Origin of the sequence: Serratia sp. LS-1, assembly GCF_003719595.1 — a bacterium.
In the GTDB taxonomy this organism is placed as follows: Bacteria; Pseudomonadota; Gammaproteobacteria; order Enterobacterales; family Enterobacteriaceae; genus Serratia; species Serratia ureilytica.
On record NZ_CP033504.1, the window covers coordinates 2081582 to 2105557 of the forward strand.

Annotated in this window: 20 protein-coding genes and 1 pseudogene; 11 read left to right on the forward strand and 10 right to left on the reverse strand. The window is 60.2% G+C overall.

Annotation, left to right across the window (positions count from 1 at the left end):
- Positions 1-195: 195 nt before the first annotated feature.
- From sapA to sapF, 5 genes are read left to right on the forward strand one after another with little or no spacing between them, the layout of a single operon-like run.
- Positions 196-1845 (forward strand): ABC transporter substrate-binding protein SapA, encoded by a 1650-nt coding sequence (gene sapA / locus EDY99_RS10050; protein WP_033643238.1) that lies wholly within the window; start codon positions 196-198, stop codon positions 1843-1845.
- On the forward strand, positions 1842-2807 hold the full coding sequence (sapB, locus tag EDY99_RS10055) for a putrescine export ABC transporter permease SapB (protein WP_004930575.1): 966 nt from the start codon (positions 1842-1844) through the stop codon (positions 2805-2807). Before sapA ends, sapB begins: the two co-directional genes overlap by 4 nt.
- Complete coding sequence (gene sapC, locus EDY99_RS10060; RefSeq protein ID WP_004930580.1) at positions 2794-3684, forward strand: putrescine export ABC transporter permease SapC; 891 nt, start codon at positions 2794-2796, stop codon at positions 3682-3684. The genes sapB and sapC overlap by 14 nt, the downstream gene beginning before the upstream one ends.
- Positions 3684-4676: a putrescine export ABC transporter ATP-binding protein SapD gene (sapD, locus tag EDY99_RS10065; protein WP_016927551.1), complete on the forward strand. Its 993-nt coding sequence runs from the start codon at positions 3684-3686 to the stop codon at positions 4674-4676. The genes sapC and sapD overlap by 1 nt, the downstream gene beginning before the upstream one ends.
- Before the next feature lies 1 nt (position 4677).
- Positions 4678-5490: a putrescine export ABC transporter ATP-binding protein SapF gene (sapF, locus tag EDY99_RS10070; protein WP_016927550.1), complete on the forward strand. Its 813-nt coding sequence runs from the start codon at positions 4678-4680 to the stop codon at positions 5488-5490.
- A 145-nt stretch (positions 5491-5635) separates the two neighbouring features.
- Here sapF and EDY99_RS10075 read toward each other — a convergent pair whose 3' ends face one another.
- The gene (locus EDY99_RS10075) at positions 5636-5893 is read right to left on the reverse strand and encodes a hypothetical protein (RefSeq protein ID WP_004930590.1); all 258 of its coding nucleotides are present in this window, start codon (positions 5891-5893) and stop codon (positions 5636-5638) included.
- 16 nt (positions 5894-5909) lie between these two features.
- Here EDY99_RS10075 and EDY99_RS10080 point away from each other — a divergent pair, with 16 nt between their 5' ends.
- A complete protein-coding gene (locus EDY99_RS10080; RefSeq protein ID WP_047575019.1) occupies positions 5910-7094 on the forward strand; it encodes a peroxidase-related enzyme in 1185 nt (394 codons plus the stop codon).
- Between the two features lie 451 nt (positions 7095-7545).
- Positions 7546-8094 (forward strand): inclusion body family protein, encoded by a 549-nt coding sequence (locus EDY99_RS10085; protein ID WP_033643240.1) that lies wholly within the window; start codon positions 7546-7548, stop codon positions 8092-8094.
- A gap of 88 nt (positions 8095-8182) precedes the next feature.
- Here EDY99_RS10085 and EDY99_RS10090 read toward each other — a convergent pair whose 3' ends face one another.
- Both EDY99_RS10090 and dacD read right to left on the reverse strand, forming a co-directional pair.
- Positions 8183-9088, reverse strand: coding sequence for a LysR family transcriptional regulator (locus tag EDY99_RS10090; protein ID WP_033643241.1), 906 nt, complete (start codon positions 9086-9088; stop codon positions 8183-8185).
- A gap of 64 nt (positions 9089-9152) precedes the next feature.
- Positions 9153-10322, reverse strand: coding sequence for a serine-type D-Ala-D-Ala carboxypeptidase DacD (dacD, locus tag EDY99_RS10095; protein WP_089197111.1), 1170 nt, complete (start codon positions 10320-10322; stop codon positions 9153-9155).
- A gap of 282 nt (positions 10323-10604) precedes the next feature.
- Here dacD and EDY99_RS10100 point away from each other — a divergent pair, with 282 nt between their 5' ends.
- Entirely contained in the window at positions 10605-12911 is a 2307-nt protein-coding gene (locus tag EDY99_RS10100) for an FdhF/YdeP family oxidoreductase (protein WP_033650271.1), read from the forward strand.
- Between the two features lie 15 nt (positions 12912-12926).
- Here EDY99_RS10100 and EDY99_RS10105 read toward each other — a convergent pair whose 3' ends face one another.
- Positions 12927-13781 (reverse strand): LysR family transcriptional regulator, encoded by an 855-nt coding sequence (locus EDY99_RS10105; protein WP_089197113.1) that lies wholly within the window; start codon positions 13779-13781, stop codon positions 12927-12929.
- Between the two features lie 99 nt (positions 13782-13880).
- Between EDY99_RS10105 and gloA the strand changes: the two genes are divergently transcribed.
- The gene (gene gloA, locus EDY99_RS10110; RefSeq protein WP_019452681.1) at positions 13881-14408 is read left to right on the forward strand and encodes a lactoylglutathione lyase; all 528 of its coding nucleotides are present in this window, start codon (positions 13881-13883) and stop codon (positions 14406-14408) included.
- 185 nt (positions 14409-14593) lie between these two features.
- Positions 14594-16528: an exoribonuclease II gene (locus EDY99_RS10115; protein ID WP_033643246.1), complete on the forward strand. Its 1935-nt coding sequence runs from the start codon at positions 14594-14596 to the stop codon at positions 16526-16528.
- A 74-nt stretch (positions 16529-16602) separates the two neighbouring features.
- On the opposite strand, the gene EDY99_RS10120 is transcribed toward EDY99_RS10115, so the two are convergent.
- Together EDY99_RS10120 and EDY99_RS10125 are read right to left on the reverse strand one after the other, a co-directional pair.
- Positions 16603-17913 (reverse strand): MFS transporter, encoded by a 1311-nt coding sequence (locus tag EDY99_RS10120; RefSeq protein ID WP_123061731.1) that lies wholly within the window; start codon positions 17911-17913, stop codon positions 16603-16605.
- Positions 17914-17943: 30 nt separating this feature from the next.
- A complete protein-coding gene (locus tag EDY99_RS10125; RefSeq protein ID WP_042784658.1) occupies positions 17944-19107 on the reverse strand; it encodes a M20 aminoacylase family protein in 1164 nt (387 codons plus the stop codon).
- Between the two features lie 384 nt (positions 19108-19491).
- On the opposite strand from EDY99_RS10125, the gene EDY99_RS10130 reads away from it, so the two are divergent.
- Positions 19492-21558 (forward strand): carbon starvation CstA family protein, encoded by a 2067-nt coding sequence (locus EDY99_RS10130; RefSeq protein WP_060660650.1) that lies wholly within the window; start codon positions 19492-19494, stop codon positions 21556-21558.
- A gap of 84 nt (positions 21559-21642) precedes the next feature.
- On the opposite strand, the pseudogene EDY99_RS10135 reads toward EDY99_RS10130, so the two are convergent.
- The 4 genes and pseudogenes from EDY99_RS10135 to fsa form a co-directional block, all read right to left on the reverse strand.
- Positions 21643-22095: pseudogene (locus EDY99_RS10135) on the reverse strand (hypothetical protein); the annotation flags it as partial.
- Positions 22096-22151: 56 nt separating this feature from the next.
- Positions 22152-22454, reverse strand: a complete 303-nt coding sequence (locus EDY99_RS10140) for a hypothetical protein (RefSeq protein WP_033640149.1) — start codon at positions 22452-22454, stop codon at positions 22152-22154.
- Entirely contained in the window at positions 22441-22986 is a 546-nt protein-coding gene (locus EDY99_RS10145) for a DUF4258 domain-containing protein (RefSeq protein ID WP_232094612.1), read from the reverse strand. The genes EDY99_RS10140 and EDY99_RS10145 overlap by 14 nt, the downstream gene beginning before the upstream one ends.
- 260 nt (positions 22987-23246) lie before the next feature.
- The gene (gene fsa, locus EDY99_RS10150; protein ID WP_047026015.1) at positions 23247-23912 is read right to left on the reverse strand and encodes a fructose-6-phosphate aldolase; all 666 of its coding nucleotides are present in this window, start codon (positions 23910-23912) and stop codon (positions 23247-23249) included.
- Positions 23913-23976 lie beyond the last annotated feature (64 nt).

Below are 23976 nucleotides of genomic sequence, written 5' to 3' on the forward strand. Positions count from 1 at the left end.
TGCGTTATTGTGACTTTGCCGGGGAACGGTAACATGATTTTGTTATATTATAACATAACATGGAAAACTTTTTTCTTGCCGCTGAACGGGCTGATCAATCAAGTCGCAGAAAACTCAGCGATTTTGCTCAATGGATTGGGCTGCTGGTCAGAGTGCGATACACTAACGCTATTGCTGATTAACCCATGAGCCTCTATGCGTGGTTTACCCTTTTGGATACTGTCGTTGTGCCTGACGGGCTCTGCCCTGGCCGCGACAACACCGCCCGCGCCCAGCGCGGCGCCGCTGCCGGACATTCGCCAGAGCGGCTTTGTTTATTGCGTCAGCGGCATACTGAATACCTTCAACCCGCAAATGGCCAGCAGTGGCCTGACGGTGGATACCCTGGCCGCCCAGCTGTACGATCGCCTGCTGGACGTCGACCCCTACACCTATCGCCTGATCCCCGAGCTGGCGCAGAGCTGGGAGGTGCTGGACAACGGCGCCACCTACCGCTTCCATCTGCGCAAGGACGTGCCGTTTCAGACCACCGCCTGGTTCACGCCCACCCGCAAGATGAACGCCGACGACGTGGTATTCAGCTTCGCCCGCGTATTCGATCAGAAACACCCGTATCACGACGTGAACGGCGGCGAATACCCCTATTTCGACAGCCTGCAGTTCGGCGATTCGGTGCAGAGCGTGAGAAAGCTCGACGACTATACGGTGGAGATTCGCCTGCAGTCGCCGGACGCCTCGTTCCTGTGGCATCTGGCGACCCACTACGCGCCGGTGCTGTCCGCCGAGTACGCCGATCTGCTGACGCGTGAGGGCCATCAGGAGCTGATCGACCGCGAGCCGGTCGGCAGCGGCCCGTTCCTGCTCAACGAATACCGCTCGGGGCAATATATTCGCCTGGCGCGCAACGCCGCCTACTGGAAAGGGCTGCCGCGCATGCCGCAGGTGGTGATCGATCTGGGCGCCGGCGGTACCGGCCGCCTCTCCAAACTGCTGACCGGCGAATGCGACGTGCTGGCTTATCCGGCGGCCAGCCAGCTGTCTATCCTGCGCGACGATCCGCGCCTGCGCCTGACGCTGCGTCCGGGGATGAACATCGCCTATCTGGCGTTCAACACCCGCAAACCGCCGCTCGACAACCTCAATGTGCGCCAGGCGATCTCGCTGGCGATCAACAACCAGCGGTTGATGCAGTCTATCTATTACGGCACGGCGGAAACCGCCGCCTCGATCTTGCCGCGCGCCTCCTGGGCCTATGACAACGACGCGCACGTCACCGAGTACGATCCGGCCAAATCTCGCGAGATGCTGCGGCAGGCCGGCGTCGGCCAGCTAAACCTGAAGCTGTGGGTGCCTACCGCCTCGCAGTCTTACAACCCGAGCCCGCTGAAAACCGCCGAGCTGATCCAGGCCGACCTCGGCCAGGTGGGCATCAACGTCACCATCGTGCCGGTGGAGGGCCGCTTCCAGGAAGCGCGCCTGATGGAAATGAACCACGATCTGACCCTGACCGGCTGGGCCACCGACAGCAACGATCCGGACAGCTTCTTCCGGCCGCTGCTGAGCTGCGCGGCAATCCGTTCGCAAACCAACTATGCTCACTGGTGTGACCCGAGCTTCGACGAAGTGCTGCAGAACGCGCTGCTGTCGCAGCAGCTGTCTCAGCGCATCGACAACTACCGCAAGGCGCAGAAAATCCTCGAGCAGCAATTGCCGGTGCTGCCGTTGGCGTCTTCCCTGCGCCTGCAGGCCTATCGTTACGACATCAAGGGATTGGTGCTGAGCCCGTTCGGCAACGCCTCGTTCGCCGGGGTGTACCGTGAATCCGCGCCGGAGGTGAAAAAGTGATTATCTTTACCCTGCGCCGCATTCTGCTGCTGCTGATCACGCTGTTCTTCCTGACGCTGGTCAGCTTCAGTCTGAGCTATTTCACGCCGCGCGCGCCGCTGAACGGCGCCGCCCTGCTGGACGCCTATCAATTCTACTTCGTCAGCCTGCTGCACTGGGACTTCGGCGTCTCCAGCATCAACGGCCAGGCGATCAGCGAACAGCTGCGCGAAGTGTTCCCGGCCACCATGGAACTGTGCCTGCTGGCCTTCGCCCTGGCGCTGTTTATCGGCATTCCGCTGGGCATCATCGCCGGCGTGCTGCGCGGCAAGTGGCAGGACACCGCCATCAGCACCTTCGCGCTGCTGGGCTTTTCGATGCCGGTGTTCTGGCTGGCGCTGCTGCTGATGCTGTTCTTCTCGCTGCATCTCGGCTGGCTGCCGGTTTCCGGCCGTTTCGATCTGCTGTATCAGGTGAAGCCCATCACCGGTTTCGCGCTGATCGACGCCTGGCTGTCGGACTCGCCGTATCGCGCCGAGATGATCGGCAGCGCCCTGCGTCACATGATCCTGCCGATCGCCGCGCTGGCGGTGGCGCCCACCACCGAAGTGGTGCGGCTGATGCGCATCAGCACCGACGACGTGCTGAGCCAAAACTACATCAAGGCCGCCGCCACCCGCGGCCTGTCGCGCTTCACCATCATTCGTCGCCACGTGTTGCACAACGCGCTGCCGCCGATCGTGCCAAAACTGGGGCTGCAGTTCTCCACCATGCTCACGCTGGCGATGATCACCGAAGTGGTGTTCAGCTGGCCGGGCCTCGGCCGGTGGCTGATCAACGCCATTCGCCAACAGGACTATGCGGCGATCTCCGCCGGCGTGATGGTGGTCGGCACGCTGGTGATCACCATTAACGTTCTGGCCGACATTCTGGGTGCGGCAACCAACCCGCTGAAACATAAGGAATGGTATGCCCTTCGATAACGTATACCGCGAGAAAAAGATGCCGAGCCCGCTGCGCTACACCTGGCGGATTTTCTACGGCGACGCGCTGGCGATGATCGGTTTTTACGGCGTGATCGCCCTGTTGCTGTTGTCGCTGTTCGGCAGCCTGCTGGCGCCCTACGCGCTGGATCAGCAGTTCCTCGGCTATCAACTGCTGCCGCCGTCCTGGTCGCGCTACGGCAACGTGTCGTTCTTCCTCGGCACCGACGATCTCGGGCGCGACATCCTCAGCCGCCTGTTGACCGGCACCGCCGCCACCTTCGGTTCCGCGCTGGCGGTGACGCTGGCCGCGGCGTTCTGCGGCGTGATCCTCGGCGTGTTCGCCGGCGTCACCCACGGGCTACGCTCGGCGGTGCTCAACCACATCCTCGATACCCTGCTGTCGATTCCGTCGCTGCTGCTGGCGATCGTGGTGGTGGCGTTTATCGGCCCCAAACTTGAACACGCCATGCTGGCGGTGTGGCTCGCCTTGTTGCCGCGCATGGTGCGCACCATCTACAGCGCGGTGCACGACGAACTGGAGAAAGAGTACGTGGTGGCGGCCCGGCTTGACGGCGCTTCCACGCTGCAGATCCTGTGGTACGCGGTCATGCCGAACATCGCGGCGGTGCTGGTGACCGAGTTCACCCGCGCGCTGTCGATGGCCATTTTGGACATCGCCGCGCTCGGCTTCCTCGATCTCGGCGCGCAATTGCCTTCGCCGGAATGGGGAGCGATGCTCGGCGATTCGCTCGAGCTGGTGTACGTCGCGCCCTGGACGGTGATGCTGCCCGGCGCGGCCATTCTCGTCAGCGTGCTGCTGGTTAACCTGTTAGGCGACGGTATGCGCCGCGCAATCAATGCCGGGGTGGAATAATGCCGTTACTCGATATCCGCAATTTGACGATTGAATTTATGACCGCCGAAGGGCCGGTCAAGGCGGTCGATCGCGTCAGCATGACGCTGACCGAGGGCGAAGTGCGCGGGCTGGTGGGCGAATCGGGCTCCGGCAAGAGCCTGATCGCCAAGGCCATCTGCGGCGTGACCAAAGACAACTGGCGCGTTACCGCCGATCGCTTTCGTTTCGACGACATCGATCTGCTGCAGCTGAGCCCGCGCGAGCGGCGCAAGCTGGTGGGCCACAACGTCTCAATGATCTTCCAGGAGCCGCAGTCCTGTCTCGATCCTTCCGAGAGCATCGGCCGTCAGCTTGCGCAGGCCATCCCAGGCTGGACCTATAAGGGCCACTGGTGGCAGCGCTTCAACTGGCGCAAACGCCGCGCCATCGAATTGCTGCACCGCGTCGGCATCAAGGATCATGACGACATCATGGGCAGCTTCCCGTACGAGCTGACGGAAGGCGAGTGCCAGAAAGTGATGATCGCCATCGCGCTGGCCAACCAACCGCGCCTGCTGATCGCCGATGAGCCGACCAACGCCATGGAACCGACTACGCAGGCGCAGATTTTCCGTCTGTTGGCGCGCCTCAACCAGAACAACAACACCACCATTCTGCTGATCAGCCACGACCTGCAGATGATGAGCAAGTGGGCCGATCGAGTGAACGTGCTGTACTGCGGGCAAACGGTGGAGAGCGCCCAGTGCGAAGAGTTGCTGGCGGCGCCGCACCACCCTTACACCCAGGCGCTGATCCGCGCCATGCCGGACTTCGGCCGCTCGCTGCCGCACAAAAGCCGGTTGAATACGCTGCCGGGCGCCATTCCTTCGCTGGAACACCTGCCGATCGGCTGTCGCCTGGGGCCGCGCTGCCCTTACGCGCAGAAGAAGTGCATCGAAACGCCGCGCCTGCGCCCGGTCAAAAACCACTTCTTCGCCTGCCACTTCCCGCTGAACATGGAGGAGCAATAACATGGAAACGCTGTTGGAAGTGCGCAACCTGAGCAAAACCTACCGCTACCGCACCGGGCTGTTCCGCCGCCAGCACGTCGAGGCGGTGAAATCAGTCAGCTTTACCCTGCGCGAAGGCCAGACGCTGGCGGTGATCGGCGAGAACGGCTCCGGCAAATCCACGCTGGCGAAGATGCTCTCCGGCATGGTGGAACCCACCGCTGGCGAGCTGCTGATCGACGATCATCCGCTGGCGTTCGGCGATTATCGTTACCGCAGCCAGCGTATTCGCATGATTTTTCAGGATCCGAGCACCTCGCTCAACCCGCGCCAGCGCATCGGCCAGCTGCTGGATGCGCCGCTGCGGCTGAACACCGATCTTGAGCCCGCCGAGCGCGAGCAGCGCATCAACCAAACGCTGCGCCAGGTCGGCATGCTGCCGGATCACGCCTACTACTATCCGCACATGCTGGCTTCCGGGCAAAAACAGCGCGTCGCGCTGGCCCGCGCACTGATCCTGCAACCGAAGGTGATCGTCGCCGATGAGGCGCTGGCGTCGCTGGACATGTCGATGCGCTCGCAAATCATCAATCTGATGCTGGAGCTGCAGGAAAAACACGGCATTTCCTATATTTATGTCACCCAGCACCTCGGCATGATGAAACATATCAGCGACCAGGTGCTGGTGATGCACGAAGGGGAAATCGTCGAGCGCGGCAGCACCGCGGAGGTGTTGGCGGCGCCGCTGCACGAATTGACCAAACGCCTTATCGCCAGCCACTTCGGCGAAGCGTTGACCGCCGATGCCTGGCGGCGCGACGGCGGCCGCTTCTGAGTCACGCCTTCACCTCAAACCCGCTGCGGCGGGTTTTTTATCGCCTTGCGCGCCTGCCGCTTAGCAAGAAAGTGCACATGCAAATTACATTCTTGTTATATATCCTTATATTTTATTCCTTTCAGTTATTGATTAGTCCGTAACATTATTTTATCTCGCCAGGGCGATCGGTGAGGATATCCCCTACGTTGCACTTCTCATACGACAGGATATCGCACTGATGAACAGCATTCGCCATCGCCGCCTTACGCAGTTTCTGCTCACGCTGGCAGCCGGTTTTTCTGTTTACGGCCACGCCCTCTGCTGTGATGAGCTGCGCTAAAACCGCCTTTCGCCCCGCCTGCGGGCATGTTGCCTCTTTGTCCAGCCGACGCTGCCGCGCGCAGCGGCGGCTGTTGATCATGATTAAGGATTGACCTATGGAACGACTCCGTCGACAACATAATGCCCAGTGGTATCACGAAACCCAAAGCAGCGTGCGGGGCGATGCGCCGCTGGAACCCCAGGCGGCCACCCTTCGCGATCGCTTTCTGCTGGGGCTGGGCGCCTTCGCCGATGAAGCCTTAAACAATGCGCTCAGCGCTCGCGCCGGGGTGTTCAGCGCCTCGTTGGCCGGTTACCACGCGCTGTTTCCCGACCAGGTGCCGCTGTCACGATACGTGACATTGTCACCCTACGATCGCCTCAGCACCGCGTTGACCGTCGCTCAGGTGACGGGCGTGCAATCGCTTTGTAGCCACTACGCCGCCCGCCTCGCCCCGCTGCACAGCCCGGACGCCTCCCGGGAAAGCAATATCCGCCTTGCTCAGATCACCCAATATGCCCGCCAGCTTGCCAGCCAGCCCACGCTGATTTGCCGCAAGGCGCTGCAACAACTCGCCGACGTCGGGCTGAGCCCGGCGGATATTGTCACCTTTTCGCAGGTGATCGGTTTTGTCAGCTATCAAGCGCGCGTGGTCGCCGGCGTCGCGGCGTTGGCCGGCCGCCCGGCGGTGGTAGTGCCCGGCTTTCCTAACGTCGAAGACGCCGATGGCATCGCTTTCAGCGCCGACGAACTGAATTGGTCTGCCCGCCTGCCACCGATCGACGCGGAAACCGCCGCCGCCGAACAGCTTGATGTATTGGATCAAAGTCACCCGCAGGCGCGCGCCGAATCTTATTATTTGCTGTTAGCCCACGACGCCGCCACCCTGCGCGAGCGCAACGGGGTGTTCAACGGCATCAATGCCGAAGGATATGGGTTATCGAGTCGCCTCAAGGCGCTGGCGACGCTGGCGGTCTCGCGCATCAACGGCAGCCGTTACTGCGCGGCCACCGTCGCGCAAGAATTGCAGGATGAGGGATTGGTTCAGGCGCTGTTCGCCGGGCTGCCTCAGGGGCTGGCGTATACCGAAGATTCGGTAAAACTCGCAGTGATGCGCACCGCCGCCGAGCTGACTCGCGCACCTGAGAAGTTCACCCCGCAGAGCGTGCAGCCGCTGTTCAACAGCGGCCTCGATCAAGCGCAGGCGCTGGAGGTGATCCTCACCGTCGCGCTCTACGCCTGGGAAAACCGCCTGCGCCAAACGCTGGGCGATGCGGAACCGGCACAGACTGCCCTGTAATCTATCAATGAGTTGGCGGCCCATTTTGCCGCTAACTCATCGCCCGTCCTTTTGAGAGATAAATATCAATAATCATTTAAATTTCAAATTTAAAACCAAATAATTTAATTAAATTAGTATTAAACTCCATTTTTCTCTATTTTATTCTCCCGTCGCACTTCGAGAAAATTATCACTGTAAACAGGATAATAGGCAGTTCGTGCTCGCCTCTCATTCTGTAACTGCATTTATCTCAGAATCATCAAAACAAGGTTTTAACCCTGCTAATTAATAGAGGCACCGATTAATTTCTCTACATTTTCACCGGTGGCTGCCTTGTTATTTAGTCTCTATGATTAAGCCGATAGCGCCGTTGCCACTCCTCATTTTAAATATCCATTCAATAAACGGCTGCCATCAACCCCATTATTTTCACTTTCTATCACAGCAAAAAATATTGTGAGGCTAACTTATGTCTGAACAAGAACTTAAATCCAGCAACAATATCGTTAACGTTATTGTCGTCATCGATACCGATGCGCTGATAGAAGCATTCGAGAATAAAAACCCCAGTCAGGATGCCGGCAGCCCGACGGGCATCGGCCACCAATATGCCTATATGGTCGTCACTTCCGAACAGGTGATCGGCGGCTCCGGCACGGCGGACCTGAATTTTAAAGCCAATGTCGGCGACGTCATCCGTTGGACCGGCACTTCCGAATCGGCAAATTTCGATGCCGGCGTCCTGATCTATGGGCTGCCGCAGTTTGGCAGCGGCACCCAGGTTTTCTCCAACCCGACATTCAAAATGTACACGCGCAGCTCGATGATGCCTGCGCAAAATACCGTATTCCCCGTCACTTTCACCAACCAAACCTATTGGTTCATACAGGCTGACATTACCAATACCGGCACGGAAAACTATTGCATTCAATTTGGCCTTTATTATCGACCAAACGGCGGAGACCAAAAACTATTAGGTTACTTCTATTGGGATCCGACTATTACCGTCGGCAATTAACACGTATTTCAGCAACCATTAGAAGAGAAATGATTATGGCCCCTAGGGGCCATAATCATTGCCGGGCACGGGATAAACTTAAATTTTTCTATCCATTTTGCCGCCGCAACCACTCGCTGGCGGCATCGAAAAACTTCTGCGCCAACGGCGTGGCGCGCTCCGACATATCGACCACCACCGCCGCATGACGCGGCATGGCGGCGATGGCCACCGGACGCCGCTGCAATGCCGGCATCAGCGGCGATTGCAGTTGGCCGCGCGGGAACAACCCGCAGCCCAACCCGACGAAAATCCCCTCCAGCAGTTGGAAGATAGAGGTAGTTTCCAGCCGCGGGTGCAGCGTCAATCCAGCGTCACGGAAATGCTGATCGAGATAGCGGCGGAAATAACGCGTCGGCTCGGCCAGACACAGCGGCAAGGCGGCCACCGCCTCCAGCGGCAACGGCGCATCCCCCACCAGCTTAGGGAAATGCTGCGGATGAAACACCAGCTCGACGCCGGTTTCCACCAGCGGCTGCGATTGGAAATGCAGTTCTTTCAAGGTCGACAGCTCGAAAAAGCCGATGCCGATATCTACGGTGTGCGCCGTCAGCGCCTCCAGCAGCTGATCGGCGCTCAGCACCGCCAACCGATAATCAAGATGGGGATAACGTTCGCTGACCGCCTTGAGCATTTCCGCCACCGAGATGCTGCACTGCGGCACCACGCCGAGGCGCAACGTGCCGTGCAAGCCGTGCTTGAGCGACTCCACCTCCAGTTTCAGCCCTTGGTAGACCGAGACGATCTCGCGCGCCCACGCCAACACCCGTTCGCCCTCGGCGGTAAAGCCGCCGAAATGGTTGCCGCGGTTAATCAGCGAAACGCCCAGTTCTTTTTCCAGATTTTTCAATCGCATGGACAGCGTCGGCTGGCTGACGAAGCTGGCTTCCGCCGCCCGGCCGAAGTGGCGCTCCCGTTCTAAATTACACAGATAAATCAGTTGTTTAATATCCATAGCGCGGCTCAATGATCGGCATTCGCACCAGTATACCACCGGGCGCCGTCGCCCGCCCGGTGAGTCAGAGTTTGAGCTTCACGTAATCCGCCAGGCGGGAGAACACCCCGCCCTGCGGCACCGCCCGCAGCGCCACCAGTGGCAGGGTTTTCACCACCTGACCATTGTCGCTGATGCGGATCTCGCCGACGATTTGTCCTTTGTTGATCGGCGCTTCCAGCCGCGCAACGTTGAGCACGTACTGCGCCTTCAGCTTGTCCGCCTCGTTTTTCGGCAGGCTGAGCGACTGGTCCTGCGCGCTGCCGACCGGCAAGCGGTGGCTTTCACCATACCAGATCGGCTCTTCCCCCAGGCTCTGGCCGGCGCTGAACAGGTGTACCGTGCTAAAGTCGCGCAGCCCCCAGCTCAGCAGCTTGCGCGCCTGTTCCTCGCGGCCTTTTGAACTTTTGCCGCCCATCACCACGGCGATCAGGCGGCGATCTCCTTCGGTGGCGGAGGCGATGATGTTGAAGCCGGCCGAGGCGGTGTGCCCGGTTTTCAGGCCGTCGACGTGCAGGGTCTTGTCCCACAGCAGGCCGTTGCGGTTCTGCTGCGTGATGCCGTTCCAGGTCAGCGATTTCTCGCTGTACATATGGTATTCCGCCGGCTCGCTCATGATGATAGCGCGCGCAATCACCGCCAGATCGCCGGCGGTGGTGAACTGCCCCGGCGCATCCAGCCCGTGTACCGTTTCGAAATGGGTGTTCTGCAGGCCCAGCTGCGCGCTCTTCTCGTTCATCAGCTTGACGAAGTTGGCCTGGCTGCCCGCCACATAGTCCGCCATCGCCACGCAGGCGTCGTTGCCGGAATCGATGATGATGCCGCGGCTGAGATCGCGTACCGTGACCCTGTCACCAGGCTTCAGGAACATCAGCGAGGAGCCTTTGAACACCGGGTTGCCCTGCGCCCAGGCGTCTTTCCCCACGGTGACGACATCGTCGAGGCTAATCTTATGCTCATCGAGCGCATGATCGATCACCAAACCGGTCATCAGTTTGGTCAGGCTGGCCGGATTGCGCCGCTCGTCGGCATTGCCGGCAGCCAGCACCTGGCCGGTGGTGTAATCCATCAATACGTAAGAGGCGGCGTCTATCGCCGGTGGGGTCATGGTGGGAAAATGGGACGCCGTTTCCGCCGCCTGCGCCGCTAAAGGCAGTAAGATACCGCCGATCACCACTGATACTGAACGCTTCACGCTGTGTTCCTCAGGCCCTCAGGCTAAATAAAATGCCAATATAATCCGCGAGATAGACTGCATGAATTCACTTTCAGGCGAAACCATTACTCTTTTGCAGCGGGTGTCTTTATGCAACCATTTGTTTAGGTCAGCGTCCGCCTGCGATAGATATGCTCTATGCCGCCATTGCCCCATTCGATTAGACGCCTGCCTGCCGCGCCCCTAAACTTGTGACATAAATACGCAAGACGCATAAAAAAGCGTTTACTTTTTAGCTACAACCACCTGCGAAGTGTCACCATGAAATTCAAACCGTCAATCAAGCCTTATACCGGCCCAGCGGGCGGCTGGGGTTCGCTTGAAGCCACCACCCGCTTTGTCCTCGACAGTAAACAAACCCTAAAAAACATGCGCAACCTGATGCGCGTCAACAAGGCGCGCGGCTTCGACTGCCCCGGTTGCGCCTGGGGCGACGACAACCACAGCACCTTCAGCTTCTGTGAAAACGGCGCCAAGGCGGTCAGTTGGGAAGCGACGCGCAGCGCCGTCGAGCCTGAGTTCTTCGCCGCGCACAGCGTCAGCACCCTACAGCAGCAGAGCGACTATTTCCTCGAATATCAGGGGCGCCTCACGCATCCGATGCGCTACAACGCCGAAACCGACCACTATGAGCCTATTCATTGGCCGGACGCGCTGGCGCTGATCGCCAGGCACATCAACGCAATGGACAACCCGAACCAAATCGAGCTGTATACCTCGGGCCGCGCCAGCAACGAAGCGTCGTACCTTTATCAACTGTTCGGCCGCATGCTCGGCACCAGCAATTTCCCCGACTGCTCCAACATGTGTCACGAGGCGAGCGGCGTCGGGCTGAAGCAAAGCATCGGCGTCGGCAAAGGCACCATCCGCATCGATGACTTCGAAAAAGCCGACGCCATCTTCGTGTTCGGTCAAAACCCCGGCACCAACCACCCGCGCATGCTTCACAGCCTGAAAAACGCCGCCCGACGCGGCGCGCGCATCGTCAGTTTCAACACCCTGCGCGAGCGCGGGCTGGAAAGATTCGCCGATCCGCAGGATCCGGTGCAGATGCTGACGCCAAAATCCTCGCCGATCAGTTCCTCCTATTACCAACCGAATCTGGGCGGCGATATGGCGGCGGTGCGCGGCATGGTGAAAGCGCTGCTGGAAACCCACCGCCAGCGGCTGGCCGCCGGTGAGCCACCCCTGTTCGACCTGGCGTTTATCGAACGGCACAGCGTCGGCGTAGAGGCATACCTGGCGCAGGTGGATGCGACCGAGTGGCAGACCATTACCGCGCAGTCGGGCCTGAGCGAGGCGCAATTGCGCCAGGCGGCGGCCACTTACCAGGGCGCCGAGCGGGTGATCTGCACCTGGGCGATGGGCGTGACTCAGCATAAGCACTCGATTGCGACGGTGCGTGAAATCACCAACCTGCAGCTGCTGTTCGGGCAACTGGGCAAACCGGGCGCCGGTCTGTGTCCGGTGCGCGGCCACAGCAACGTCCAGGGCAACCGCACCATGGGAATTGACGAGAAGTCGCCCAAGGCGCTGCTCGACAGCCTGGAACGCCACTTTAACTTCACCGCCAATCGCGCGGTGGGCCACAACACGGTGGAAGCGATCGAAGCGATGTTGCGCGGCGAAGTGAAAGTGCTGATCGCGCTGGGCGGCAATCTGGCCGCCGCGGCGCCGGACACCGAGCGCACCGCCCGCGCCCTGCGCAACTGCGATTTGACGGTACACATCAGCACCAAACTTAACCGCAGCCACCTGGTGACCGGCAAAGACGCGTTGATCCTGCCGACGCTGGGCCGCACCGAATTGGACATGCAGGCCAGCGGCTCGCAGTACATCACGGTCGAAGATTCTTTCAGCATGGTTCACGCTTCGGAAGGCATCGGCAAACCGCTGGCGGATACCCAACGTTCGGAAACGGCGATCGTCTGCGGCATCGCCGACGCGGTGCTGGGCACGCAGCAGCTGGACTGGCTGGAGTTGGCCGACGACTACTCGCTGATCCGCGATCATATCGCCGCCACCATTCCCGGCTTTGAGGATTTCAACCGTCGCTGCGAGCAGCCCGGCGGATTCTACCTGGGCAATGCCGCCGCCGAACTGCGCTTCGCCACGCCGAGCGGCAAGGCGGAATTCAGCGCCGCCGCGCTGCCAGCGACCCTGTTCCCGCAACTGGGCGACGTGCAAGCGCCGTTTACCCTGCAAACGCTGCGCTCGCACGATCAGTACAACACCACTATCTATGGCCTGGATGACCGCTACCGCGGCGTTTACGGCCAGCGCGAAGTGTTGTTCATCCATCCGGAAGATCTGGCGGCGCTGGGCCTGCAGGATGGCGAACGGGTTGAGATAGAGACCCTGTGGAACGATGGCGTGGTGCGTAAAGTGGACGGATTCAAGCTGGTGAGTTACGACATTCCGCGTGGCAACCTGGCGGCCTACTACCCGGAAACCAACCCGCTGGTGCCGCTGGCCAGCTTCGGCGACGGCACCGGCACCCCGACGTCGAAGTCGATCCCGGTGGCGATTCGCCGCAGCGAACAGCAACCCTCGCTGCGCATTGCCTGAAAACGCGCGCCCGGTTCACGCCGGGCGCGCCAATATTTCCAGGATGGTCTGTAATTCGTCGGACAGCTGATGCCGTCGCCAGACGAAGTACAGATCGCTCACGCCCTCCTCGCCCATTTCCACCACCTTCAGCCCCGGAGCGGGCAAAATCTGCGGCAGCAAAGAACCCGGCACGCAAGCGACGCCGCAACCTGCCTGCACGCAGGCCGCCATCGCGGCATAAGACTCCATTTCCAGCGTCATGCGCGGTTTCAGCCCGCGCGAGGCCAGCCAGTGATCCACCTTCAGGCGAAACGAACATTCGCGGCTGAACGTGTAAAATTCCAGCGCCGCCAGCGTGGCGGCATCGGGCTGCCCGGCATCGGCCGGCATCAGCATCACCAGCTGTTCGTCAAACGCCTTTTGGCTGGCCAGCAACGGATGTTCAATCGGGCCGTCGGTGATCGCCAGATCGAGGGCACTGTCGATCAGCATGCGCTCCAGCACCAATGAATCGCGGCTGAGCACGTTGATCTGCAGATGGGGTTGTAAACGGCGCAGCCGGGCGATGCGCGCCGGCAAATGGCTGACCAGCGAGAAATCCAGCGCCCCGAGGTTCAGCAGCCCATGCTGATGTTCTCCGGCGAACAGCTGCTTGCTGCGCTCCGCCTGCGCCACGATGTCGCGCGCCTGTTGGTAGAACAGCCGGCCTTTGGGATTGACGTACAGCCGGTTTTTATCGCGGAAAAACAGCTCGCCGCCCAACGTCTCTTCCAGCTCGCGCAGCCGCAGCGTAACGTTGGAAGGCACGCAGTGCAGCTCACGGGCGGCGGCGGCGATGGTTTTGTGTTCCACCACGGTGCAGAAAAACTTCAGCTGGCTCAGCTTCATCTATCATTCACTTTTAGTTAGCGTTTTAGTTAAAAACAATCACTTTAGATTAGCATCGATTTCACCTACAGTCTGTCGACACCCTGAGGAGGATCACTGATGCCACTGAATGATTTACTGACGCTGCCCGGCGTGGCGGCCCAACCGGACGCGGTAACCGACGGTTACGTGTTCAACCACACCATGATCCGCGTGAAAGACCTGACCAAAGCGCTGGATTTCTACACTCGCGTACTGGGTTTTACCCCGGTCTATCTGGAAGAATTCAAAGAGGCCGCCTTCACCATCTGCTACCTGACGCGCAGCCCGCGCGAGCAGATCCCGCAGGATGACGACGAACGCAAACGCTGGGCGCTGAGCCAACCGGGCATTCTCGAGCTGACCCATAACCACGGCACCGAAAATCAGGCGGATTTCCATTACCACAACGGCAACGGCGAGCCGCGCGGCTTTGGCCACCTGTGCGTCACGGTGCCGGACGTGCGCGCCGCCTGCGAGCGTTTTGAGCGCCTGGGCGTCACCTTCCAGAAACGCCTGCATGAAGGCCGCATGAACTACGTCGCGTTCATTCGCGATCCGGACGATTACTGGATTGAAATCCTGCAGCCGACGCCGCTGCAGGACTGATTGCCCCCTCCTTCACCCCGGCCTGCGCGCCGGGGTTTTTCATCGTTCGCCCTCCGATTGACCAATCTTGCGCAAAATCGCGCGGCAACGCGGGGTTCCGTGACGTTAGGCTTGCTCGCAGCGGGTGATTCGCGTAAAACTGTCAGCCGCAAATCTTGCCACTCACAACCCATTCACTGGACGATATGTTTCAAGATAACCCGCTGCTGGCGCAGCTAAAACAGCAACTTCACTCTCAGACCCCGCGCGTTGAAGGCGTAGTGAAAGGGACTGAGAAAGGCTTTGGCTTTCTTGAAGTAGACGGTCAAAAAAGCTACTTCATTCCGCCGCCGTACATGAAGAAAGTCATGCACGGGGATCGCATTATCGCCACCCTGCACACCGAGAAAGAGCGCGAAATCGCCGAGCCGGAAACCCTGGTCGAGCCATTCCTGTCGCGCTTTGTCGGCCGCGTGCAAAAGCGCGACGATCGTCTGTCCATCGTGCCCGATCATCCGTTGCTGAAAGACGCGATTCCGTGCCGCCCGGTGCGTGAACTGACCCACAACTTCCAGGCCGGCGACTGGGCGGTGGCGGAAATGCGCCGCCATCCGCTGAAAGGCGATCGCGGCTTCAACGCCGACCTGACCCAGTTTATCACCGACGGTGAAGACCATTTCGCCCCGTGGTGGGTGACGCTGGCGCGTCACAACCTGGAAAAAGAGGCGCCGGAGATGCAGGCCCTCAGCGAGCCGGACTCTGAGCTGGTGCGTGAAGATCTGACCGCGCTAGAATTCGTCACCATCGACAGCGCCAGCACCGAAGACATGGACGATGCGCTGTACGTGACCGACAACGGTGACGGTTCGCTGCAGTTGACCATCGCCATCGCCGATCCTACTGCCTACGTAGAACAAGGCAGCAAGCTGGACGATATCGCCCGCGTGCGCGCCTTCACCAACTATCTGCCGGGCTTCAACATCCCGATGCTGCCGCGCGATCTGTCGGACAACCTGTGCTCGCTGCGCCCTAACGAGCGCCGTCAGGTGCTGGCTTGCCGCGTGACCATCGCCGCCGACGGCGCGCTGGGCGAAGATATTCAGTTCTTCGCCGCCGAGATCGAATCCAAAGCCAAACTGGTGTACGACGAAGTCTCCGACTGGCTGGACGGCATTGCCGGCTGGCAACCGCCGAGCGACGCCATCGCGCAACAGATCACCCTGCTGAAACGCGTTTGCGACGCGCGCAACGCCTGGCGCCACCAGCATGCGCTGGTATTCAAAGATCGCCCGGACTACCGCTTCGTGCTGGGTGAAAAAGGCGACGTACTGGAGATCGTTACCGAGCAGCGCCGCAGCGCCAACCGCATCGTTGAAGAGTGCATGATCGCCGCCAACGTCTGCGCCGCCATCGTGCTGCGCGATCGCCTGGGCTTCGGCGTGTACAACGTGCACACCGGTTTCGATCCTGCGCTGGTTGAGCAAGCGGTCACCGTACTGCAGGCCAACGGCGTCGAAGCCGAAGCCGAGAAGCTGCTGACCCTCGACGGTTTCTGCGAACTGCGCCGCCACCTGGATGCGCAGCCGACCCAGTTCCTCGACAGCCGCATCCGCCGCTTCCAGACCTTCGCCGAGATCAGCACTACGCCGGGGCCACACTTCGGTCTGGGGCTGGAGGCTTACGCCACCTGGACATCGCCGATCCGTAAATACGGCGATATGGTCAACCACCGCCTGCTGAAGGCGATCATCAACCAGCAGCCGGCGGAAAAACCGCAGGATGACGTGACGGTGCAGCTGGCGGAACGCCGCCGCCTGAACCGCATGGCGGAACGCGACGTCGGCGACTGGCTGTACGCCCGCTTCCTGCAGGACAAGGCCGGTACCGATACCCGCTTCAACGCCGAGATCATCGACGTGACACGCGGCGGCCTGCGCGTACGCCTGCTGGACAACGGCGCGGTTGCCTTCATCCCGGCGCCGTTTATTCACGCGGTGCGTGACGAGATGCAGTGCAGCCAGGAAACCGGCACCGTGCAGATCAAAGGCGAAGTAGTTTATCGCCAAAGCGATACCTTGCAGGTCACCATCGCCGAAGTGCGCATGGAAACCCGCAGCGTGATCGCCCGGCCGGCGGCCTGAACGCCAGCCTGAAACGGTAGCGACGCCAAACGCCGACGGTGAAAACCGCCGGCGTTTTTTTTCGTCCGCGCTCGCTAACGCAATGGGTTACCGCCGGTTTCACGCAGCAATGGCAGCACCGCCAACGAAGCCAGCGTCGCCAGCATCAGGTAGACGGCGGGCGCCAGCAGCGAGCCGCTCAACGCGATCGACTGCGAGGCGATATATTGGGCGAAGCCGCCGAAAATCGCCACGCCGAGGCTGTAGACCAACGCAAACCCCAATGCGCGAATGCGCTGCGGAAACAGCTCCGAAATCATCAGCATGGTCGGCACCGAGCCGAGCGTGGTCAATCCGACCAATATCGCGACAATCAGCAGCAGCACCGCCGGATGCGGCGCGGCGCTCAGCCACCAAAACGCCGGCAAGGCCACGATCAAGATAGCGATGCGCGAGCCTCGTATCAGTGGCAAGCGGCCATAGCGATCGCACCAGTGCCCAACCAACAGGCTGCCGCCGAAGGTCACCAGCCCCGCCAGCAGCATCGCGGCATAGCCGTAGGCCTGCGGCATGCCTAAGTATTTCACCGCGTAAGTGCCGAGATAATACATCGAGATGTAAGTGGCGACGGTGGCGCCAATGGTCAGCATCACGCCGAGCACCACCGCCCGCGAGTGCCGTCGCAGCTGCGCCGGCGGTTCATGGGCCCGCGACACCGGCAGCCGGTCGCTTTCCAATCCGAGACGCAGCCAGCAACCGAGCGGCGCCAGCGCCACACCGATAAAGAACGGAATGCGCCATCCCCACTCGGCCATGGCATTCGGCTCGCCGGAGATCGCCGGCAACGCCGTGCTGAGCGCCAGCGCGGTGACGCCGCCGACCACGGTGGCGATGCCCTGTGTCGCCAGCGACCAGCTGGAATAGAAGCCTCGCCGGTTAGCTGGCGCCGACTCCACCAGCAACGACATCGATGCGCCCACCTCGCCGCCCGCCGCCACGCCCTGGATCAAACGCGCCGCCACCAGCGTGACGGTTCCCCAATAACCGGCGCTGGCGTAGGTCGGCGCAAAGCCGATCATCGCCGTGCCGAGGCTCATCAGTGAAATCGTCAGGATCATCGCCGGCTTGCGGCCATGGCGATCGGCATAGGCGCCGATCAGAATGCCGCCCAGCGGCCGCATGAAAAAACTGACGCCAAACGTGGCGAACGCCAACAGCAACGCCAAATTGGGATCGCTCGAGGGGGGAAAAAACAATACGCTGATATAAATAACGAAGAAGTTATAGATTCCGAAATCGAAAAACTCCAGCGCATTGCCGAAGGAGGCGGCAAATATCACTTTCTTGCCGCCTACCCTCGCAGGCGCGTTTATTGTTGGTTGCGTCGCCGCCGTATTTTCACTCATCATTATCTTCCCTGTTATTATTCTTCGAATTTATTTTAAATACGCTTCCGCCAACGCTCCCCAATACTGGCTGCCGGCCGCCAGACACCCATCGTTAAAGTCATATCCCGGGTTATGCACCATGCAGCTCCCTTCGCCGTCGCCGTTGCCGATGATCAGGTAGCAGCCTTGCGGATGCGCATCAAGCATAAAGGCGAAGTCTTCGCTGCCCATCAGCGGCCTGGCGCCGTAGTGTGCGCGGGCGGCGCCGAACTGCTGCTGCGCCACGCGATGGGCGAAACGGGTCATCGCTTCGTCGTTGACCAACACCGGCGTGCCGTTAACGTGTTCCACCGTCGCGTGGGCGCCGAAGCTTGCCGCCTGCGCTTCGATCAGCGCCGGAATGCGCGCCAGCAGCGTAGCGCGCGCCTGGCGATCCAGCGAGCGTACGCTGAGCTTCATCTCCGCGCTGTCCGGGATCACGTTGGCCGCCTCGCCGGCCTTGATGCTGCCAACGGTGATCACCGCCGCTTCCAGCGGATCGATATTGCGCGAAACGATGCTCTGCAGCGCGACGGTGATATGCGAAGCCACCACCACCGGATCGACCGTCAGTTGCGGAATGGCACCGTGGCCGCCGCGCCCCTGCACCCGCACGTTGAACTGATCCATCGAGGCCATAAACGGGCCGTGCTGGAAGAAGAACTCGCCGAGCGGCATCCCCGGCATGTTGTGCATGGCGAAGATGGCGTCGCAGGGGAAGCGCTCGAACAGCCCCTGTTCGACCATGCGCGCGCCGCCGTTCAGCATCTCTTCCGCCGGTTGGAAAATCAGGTGCAGCGTGCCGTTGAAATTGCGCGTTTGCGCCAGGTAACGCGCGGCGCCGAGCAGCATGGTGGTATGGCCGTCATGGCCGCAGGCGTGCATGCGGTTGGCCACGCTGCTGCTCCAGGGTTTGCCGTTGTTTTCCTCGATCGGCAAGGCGTCCATATCGGCGCGCAGGCCGAGGCGTTTAACGCCGTCGCCCACCCGCAGCCTCCCCACCACGCCGGTGCCCGCCAATCCGCGGTGTACCTCATAGCCCCACGAGCTTAGATAATCCGCCACCAGATCGCTGGTGCGAAATTCTTCAAAACCCAACTCGGGATGCTGGTGAATATCATGCCGGATGGCCGTAAGCTGCGGTAAATACCCTTCAATGACTTTATTTATCATAATTAAATTCCTTTCGTAGCTTTATTATTTATTTAATGAATGAATAAAATTGCGAATTGAAATAAAGGTATAACACGGCATGAGTAATTTTATTTCGGCGCGCCTCGCCAGATAAAATAATAGGCCGCCAGACGCCGTGCTCAGATAAAAAACGGCGATGATTCGCTGTATGCGAAGTGAAAGTGCAGAATGAACTTCTGCCGGAAAGCGCATGGGCCGCAGCCTGCGCCAGCGGTGTTTCATCACGTTGTTTTTACACTAAAACCCTACCTGCTTCACATTTCTCATCCGACCTGCCGCGGTTCGGCGGCAAAACTTCTACTGTTAAAACGTCATTCCTAATAACAACGTCGATTTTACCTCTGCACGCCAAGGAGTTATTTCATGAGAAACATCAGGTCCGGATTTATCTGGCTGCTGGTGGCGTTGGTCGGCGCCTTCGCCTTCGCCATGCTGGCGCTCAGCCGCGGCGAGCACGTCAACGCCGTCTGGCTGGTGGTCGCCGCCGTCGCCTGCTACAGCATCGCCTACCGCTTCTACAGCCGGTTCATCGCCGACAAGGTCTTTGAACTGGATGACCGCCGTCTGACCCCGGCCGAACGCCACAACGACGGCCTGGACTACGTGCCCACCAACAAATGGGTGCTGTTCGGCCACCACTTCGCCGCCATCGCCGGCGCCGGGCCGCTGGTGGGGCCGATCCTGGCCGCGCAGATGGGCTTCCTGCCGGGAACCATCTGGATCCTGGTCGGCGTTATGTTGGCCGGCGCGGTGCAGGATTTTCTGGTGCTGTTCATCTCCACGCGCCGCGACGGGCGTTCACTGGGGGAAATGGCCAAGCAAGAGCTGGGGGCGTTCGCCGGGGTGATCACCATGCTCGGCGCGCTGGGGGTGATGATCATCATCCTGTCGGCGCTGGCGTTGGTGGTAGTGAAAGCGTTGGCCGACAGCCCGTGGGGGCTGTTCACCATCGCCGCCACCATCCCGATCGCCCTGTTCATGGGCATCTACATGCGCTTTATCCGGCCGGGCAAGATCGCTGAAATTTCGGTGATTGGCTTCGTGCTGATGCTGCTGGCGATCGTTTACGGCGGCAACGTGGCACAAGATCCCTATTGGGGGCCGTTCTTCACGCTGCACGGCACCACCCTGACCTGGGTGCTGGTGATCTACGGCTTCGTCGCCTCGGTGCTGCCGGTGTGGCTGCTGCTGGCGCCGCGCGATTACCTTTCCACCTTTATGAAAATCGGCGTCATCATCGGCCTGGCCATCGGCATCGTCTTCGCCATGCCGGAGATGAAAATGCCGGCGGTCTCGCGCTTTATCGACGGCAGCGGCCCGGTGTTCGCCGGTGCCCTGTTCCCGTTCCTGTTCATCACCATCGCCTGCGGCGCCATTTCCGGCTTCCACGCGCTGGTCTCCAGCGGCACCACGCCGAAGCTGGTGGAGCGCGAAAGCCACATCCGCTTTATCGGTTACGGCGCCATGCTGATGGAGTCTTTCGTCGCCATCATGGCGCTGATCTGCGCCTCGGTGCTGGATCCGGGCGTCTACTTCGCCATGAACTCACCGGCGGCGCTGATCGGCACCACGGTGGAAAATGCTTCGCAGGTCATTAACAGCTGGGGCTTTATCGTCACGCCGGAGACGCTGGCGCTGATCGCCAAAGAGGTGGGCGAGAACGCCATCCTGTCGCGCGCCGGCGGCGCCCCGACCTTCGCCGTGGGCATGGCGCACATCATCAGTGAGGTGTTCAACAGCCGGGCGATGATGGCGTTCTGGTATCACTTCGCCATTCTGTTCGAAGCGCTGTTCATCCTGACCGCCGTCGACGCCGGCACCCGCGCCTGCCGCTTTATGGTGCAGGACCTGGTGGGCGTGGCGGTGCCGCAGCTGGCCAATAACCGCTCCTGGTTCGGCAACCTGGCGGGCACCACGGTGGCGGTGGCCGGTTGGGGTTTCTTCGTGTATCAGGGCGTGGTCGATCCGCTCGGCGGCATCAATACCCTGTGGCCGCTGTTCGGTATCGGCAACCAGATGCTGGCGTCGATGGCGCTGATCCTCGGCACCGTGGTGCTGTTCAAGATGAAAAAGCAGCGCTACGCCTGGGTGACTATTCTGCCGACCGCCTGGCTGTTCGTGACCTCCATGACCGCCGGCTGGCAGAAGATCTTCCACGAAAAACCGAGCATCGGCTTCCTGGCGCAGGCGAAGAAGTTCTCCACCGGCATCGAGCAAGGCACGATCATTGCGCCGGCCAAATCGTTGAAAGACATGGAAACCATCGTGTTCAGCAACCAGATCAACGCCGCGCTGTGCGGGTTCTTTATGCTGGTGGCGGTGACCATGCTGATCGCCGCCTTCTTCGCGATCCGCCGGGCGCTGCGCACCGAACAGCCTACGGCGCACGAGGTCGGCGCCGCGCTGAGGGAAGAGGCCGGCCGCAGCTGAGTCTCGCCGTTAGGAGAAACGGCCGGCCTCTCAGCGTACTGTTCAGAGGCCAGCCGTTATTTGTTTGAAGATGTCGCCCCCGAGAATATTGTCTTCACCGACCCGCTTTTTAATTTCCGTCGCCAGGTACGGCGATGCACCGCTCGCCAGCGCGCCCGCCAGATTATTGCCCGCCAGCGCCGTCAGCGCCCCCGTTACCGCCTGCGCCGCCTTCTGCAGGTCGCTGCCGGTGCCGTATTGCCGCATCGCGTTGTCGTACGCCTGCTTCATCACCGCCGCATCGTTCGTCGGTTTCCCGCTCTTCTCAAGCTGCTCCCTGGCCTGCGCCAGCGCCGCCGGGTCTTTCTGCGCCTTCAGCCCGGCAATCTCACCCTGCGTGCGGATGACGTCCATTGCCTGGCCGCCAATCTCCCCAATCAACTGCGCCTGCTTCAGCCGGTTCTGTTCCTTCTCCTTGTTGAATATCGGGCTGATGCTGCCGTCGTTGGCATGCTCGGTATCCCGGTTTAGCTGCGCCACATCCTGCTGCTGTTTCCCGGTATTGCCCGGAAACAGCTGAGCGGCATCAGTGCCCTAGCAGAGGCTGTTGATATTTACTTCAGCATCTTCATTAGCTCATTCATTAGTTCGGAAGCATCTTCTTTATAGCTTGATTCCCACTGAGTTTTCCAATCTACTGGGCGTCCTTCATCCTCCCATTCTGATAGAGCAAGTGCATTGATGATTTCCAGTTCAAACCAGATTCTCAGGTAATTATCTCTGCTTTTTTCATCCTCAAATAACTCATTTAATTGAGCCAAATCCTCTGCATAGCTTACGAACTTAGCAAAGCTAACAACGTTATTTAGAGAACTAAACGCACACTCACGAATAGCATCCTTCTTATTTGTCGCCATATTTAACCGTTACCACCCTTCCTGATTCGTTCGTTACCACTGACACTTTGCTTTCAGGATCAAAATGGACTGTTGTTCCGCCGCGGCTAGGAGTCGACTTTCCATTTTTAATTGTATTCTCAACAACAGAAGGAGTTATTCCTCGATCCTGCATCCTATCTAAGGCATGACCTGAATACTCTCGGTTTCCGATTGTACTTGGTTGATTCCTGACGGGTTGATAAGATGGATTACTTGGTTGATTCATCGGATTACGCTTGCTTCCCATAGGGATCGTTGCCGATACCTCATCACTGGCCTTATTAATCAACCTGGACGCTTCAGCGACATCCCCCTTCTTCAGCGCCGCCTCTGCCGCCTTGATCGCCTTACCGGCCGCATCACCAGCACCTGGGATAATCCCTATCGCCGCTACCAGATAATCCAGCGCACTCTGCGCTTCCGCAAAGCTCTTGATATCTCCAACCACCGGTACAAAATCGGCACCTGTCGACAGGATATCTTTCAGCTCTTCCCGGCGCTCAGTATACATCTTCACCGAGCACGCTTCCGCGCTCATTCCGGCACAGTTTTGCTGCTTATAGCGCTCATTTTCAGCGTCGACACGCTCTTCGGCTACCTATGAGCTTCGAGGGAGAAAAATCAACAGCTTTATGGCACTGCGGTTCACAAAACCATAAGGGAGACGGCGGCATGAGAAGAATGGCGAAACTGCGGAAGGATGACGCCATGATGCGTCATCCTTTAAAATTAATTGTCGATCGGGAAGAAAATTAACACATCAGGCCGTTATCAGCTCAACAAATTGCTGCCGAACGCCCCTTGCCAATCCTGTTCGAATTTCTCGACTGCGGCCTGCACTGCCGGCGCATTCAGGAACTGCTCCGCGACGTCCACCGGCAGCGTGATGGCCTGGCAGCCCGCCAACAGGCACTCCAGCGCCTGGCGCGGCGTTTTGAAACTGGCGGCCAGCACCTGCGCCGACGGCGCATGCAGGCTCAACAGCTGCTGCAGCTCGTGCACCATTTCGATGCCGTCGCCGCCCTGCGCGTCCACCCGGTTGACGTAAGGCGCCACATATTCCGCCCCGGCCAAGGCCGCCAACAGCCCCTGTGCAGCGCCGTACACCGCGGTGCCCAACGTCGGAATGGACATCGTTTTAAGCTTCTTAATCGCCGCCAGCCCTTCGGCGGTCGCCGGGATTTTCACCACCAGCCCCGGTACCCGCTGGCTGAGCAGCGCCGCCTCCGCCACCATACGTTCCGCATCGGTCGCCATCACCTGTGCGAACAGCTTGCCGGTGCCGCCGAGGGCGTCGCGCAGCGCGGGCAGCACTTCCCAGATCGGCTTGCCTTCCTTCGCCACGATGCTCGGGTTGGTGGTGACGCCGTGCAGCGGCAGAATGCGCGCCAGGCGTTTTACCGCGGTCACATCGGCGGTATCGAGATAAAGCTCCATCACGGACTCCTGTGTCATGTTCTGTAGGCGGATTCAAACTCTGATCATCATAGGGCAAAAACCG

Coding starts and splice junctions, on each gene's coding strand:
- fsa (WP_047026015.1), bottom strand. CDS start 23,912: ATGGAGCTTTATCTCGATACCGCCGATGTGACCGCGGTAAAACGCCTG.
- EDY99_RS10090 (WP_033643241.1), bottom strand. CDS start 9,088: ATGGATATTAAACAACTGATTTATCTGTGTAATTTAGAACGGGAGCGC.
- EDY99_RS10140 (WP_033640149.1), bottom strand. CDS start 22,454: ATGGCGACAAATAAGAAGGATGCTATTCGTGAGTGTGCGTTTAGTTCT.
- EDY99_RS10105 (WP_089197113.1), bottom strand. CDS start 13,781: ATGAAGCTGAGCCAGCTGAAGTTTTTCTGCACCGTGGTGGAACACAAA.
- EDY99_RS10125 (WP_042784658.1), bottom strand. CDS start 19,107: ATGATAAATAAAGTCATTGAAGGGTATTTACCGCAGCTTACGGCCATC.
- sapA (WP_033643238.1), top strand. CDS start 196: ATGCGTGGTTTACCCTTTTGGATACTGTCGTTGTGCCTGACGGGCTCT.
- sapF (WP_016927550.1), top strand. CDS start 4,678: ATGGAAACGCTGTTGGAAGTGCGCAACCTGAGCAAAACCTACCGCTAC.
- EDY99_RS10130 (WP_060660650.1), top strand. CDS start 19,492: ATGAGAAACATCAGGTCCGGATTTATCTGGCTGCTGGTGGCGTTGGTC.
- EDY99_RS10115 (WP_033643246.1), top strand. CDS start 14,594: ATGTTTCAAGATAACCCGCTGCTGGCGCAGCTAAAACAGCAACTTCAC.
- EDY99_RS10100 (WP_033650271.1), top strand. CDS start 10,605: ATGAAATTCAAACCGTCAATCAAGCCTTATACCGGCCCAGCGGGCGGC.
- EDY99_RS10080 (WP_047575019.1), top strand. CDS start 5,910: ATGGAACGACTCCGTCGACAACATAATGCCCAGTGGTATCACGAAACC.
- gloA (WP_019452681.1), top strand. CDS start 13,881: ATGCCACTGAATGATTTACTGACGCTGCCCGGCGTGGCGGCCCAACCG.
- EDY99_RS10075 (WP_004930590.1), bottom strand. CDS start 5,893: ATGATCAACAGCCGCCGCTGCGCGCGGCAGCGTCGGCTGGACAAAGAG.
- EDY99_RS10145 (WP_232094612.1), bottom strand. CDS start 22,986: ATGTATACTGAGCGCCGGGAAGAGCTGAAAGATATCCTGTCGACAGGT.
- EDY99_RS10120 (WP_123061731.1), bottom strand. CDS start 17,913: ATGAGTGAAAATACGGCGGCGACGCAACCAACAATAAACGCGCCTGCG.
- sapC (WP_004930580.1), top strand. CDS start 2,794: ATGCCCTTCGATAACGTATACCGCGAGAAAAAGATGCCGAGCCCGCTG.
- sapD (WP_016927551.1), top strand. CDS start 3,684: ATGCCGTTACTCGATATCCGCAATTTGACGATTGAATTTATGACCGCC.
- EDY99_RS10085 (WP_033643240.1), top strand. CDS start 7,546: ATGTCTGAACAAGAACTTAAATCCAGCAACAATATCGTTAACGTTATT.